The sequence below is a fragment of the Halorubrum sp. AD140 genome (genome assembly GCF_034497445.1).
GTDB lineage: Archaea > Halobacteriota > Halobacteria > Halobacteriales > Haloferacaceae > Halorubrum.
Genome location: NZ_JAXRUU010000175.1, coordinates 1 through 1508, shown reverse-complemented (window position 1 = coordinate 1508; position 1508 = coordinate 1). Strand labels below are relative to the sequence as shown.

At 67.6% G+C, this 1508-nt stretch carries 1 protein-coding gene and 1 pseudogene; one reads left to right on the top strand and one right to left on the bottom strand.

Features of this window, described 5'->3' with window-relative positions; all coding sequences use genetic code 11:
• Window positions 1-795, top strand: a pseudogene (locus tag U4E84_RS17125) (hypothetical protein); the annotation flags it as partial.
• A 36-nt stretch (window positions 796-831) separates the two neighbouring features.
• Here U4E84_RS17125 and U4E84_RS17120 read toward each other — a convergent pair.
• The coding region (locus U4E84_RS17120) for a hypothetical protein (RefSeq protein ID WP_322533308.1) at window positions 832-1508 on the bottom strand (677 nt) is incomplete at its 5' end.

Here is a 1508-nt window from a genome sequence, read left to right as displayed (position 1 = left end):
GAGCCGGTGACGGAGCCCGCCACCGTCGAGGAGGACCTCGAAGTTGAGGGAACCGGAGAGTCGTACCGCATCGAGGACACCCTGCTCGGCGTCGATAACGAAAACGACCTCTCGATCGAGGACGGCGGCAGCGTGACCCTAGAGGCCGCGGGCGGACAGGCGGGGTTCGAGTTCGACGAACTCGACGTCGAGTCCGGCGAGCTCGTACTCGACACGGCCGAGGGCGACATCGACCTGTTCATCGACGGCGACGTCTCGTTCGGCGGCGAGAGTGACAGCCCCGCGAACCTCACCGTCGTCGGCGACGGCTCGGTCCGGCTGTACGCGAGAGACGACGTGTCCTTCGAACGGGACGTAAACGTCGACGTCGGACCCGGAGTCGAACTCCAAATGTTCCACGACGACGACGACGGTGACATCACGATCGGCGGCGAGGGCGACGACGACGACCAAGACGACAGCGGTGTCAGCGTCACCACCGGCCCGAACGAGCCCGCCGAGGCGTTCTGGCTGTTCTCGAACTCGGAGGAGATGGAGATAGACGGGTCCGACGACCCGGTCGACATCACGGGGACCCTCTACGCGCCGAACACCGAGGTCGACGACGCCGAGGGGTCGATCACGATCCGCGGATCGATCGTCGTCGACTCGTTTGACGACCTCGAAGATGCGGATCTCACGATCAAGTACGATGAAGCGCTCGCGACCGCCGAGGTGTTCGGCGAGGTGGAGCGCGTCCCGACGATCACGTACCTCCACGTGTCGACACAGACGGTGCGGATCGAGAGCGACTGATCGCCTCTGCGGACGGCGTGACGGGCGTTCCCGCGGTCAGTCGGAGAACCGGACGACGACCGTCGTCCGGTGAACGGCGACGCCCTCGTCCGCGTTCATCGTGACCTCGAGTTCGTCGCCCGTCCGGTCGATCCCGTCTATCACCTCACCTCCCCGGTCGTCCTGTCGGTCCTCGAAGTAGCGCTCCCACGCGTCGACGGTCGGTCCCTCGAACGAGAGGGTCACCGACTCGCCGGCCTCCGGGACGGACCGGTCGTCTGCGAGGGTCGCGCGAACGAGGACCGTCCGCTCGCCGCCGACCGTCGTGTCTCCGCGCGGCCGCAGGTCGACGAACCCGAACACCGTCCTGTCTCCGACCAGCAGGTCCGGCTCTCGTATCATGACGCTGCCGCCGCCGTCAGTCCGGATCACCGCGCCGTACTCATAGCGGATCTCGGTGTCTCCAGCCCCGCGGTAGACGACAGCCGTCGAATCGTTCGCCAGCCCCCCGCCCGCCGATCCGTTGATGGCGAGCCGGGAGTTCGCGTCGGTCGTCAGGGTACCGCCCCCGAGCCGGAGCTCGGTCGCCCGGCTCGGCACGCCGTCCCGGCTGAGGTCGTTGAAGTTGTCGTGGAGCACGTCGAACGCGCGCTCGACGTTGGTGTCGCGCTCGGCGAGCTGGGCGTCCTCTAACCCCCCGAGCCCGACGGTGAACGTGACCGCGATGGTCGTCG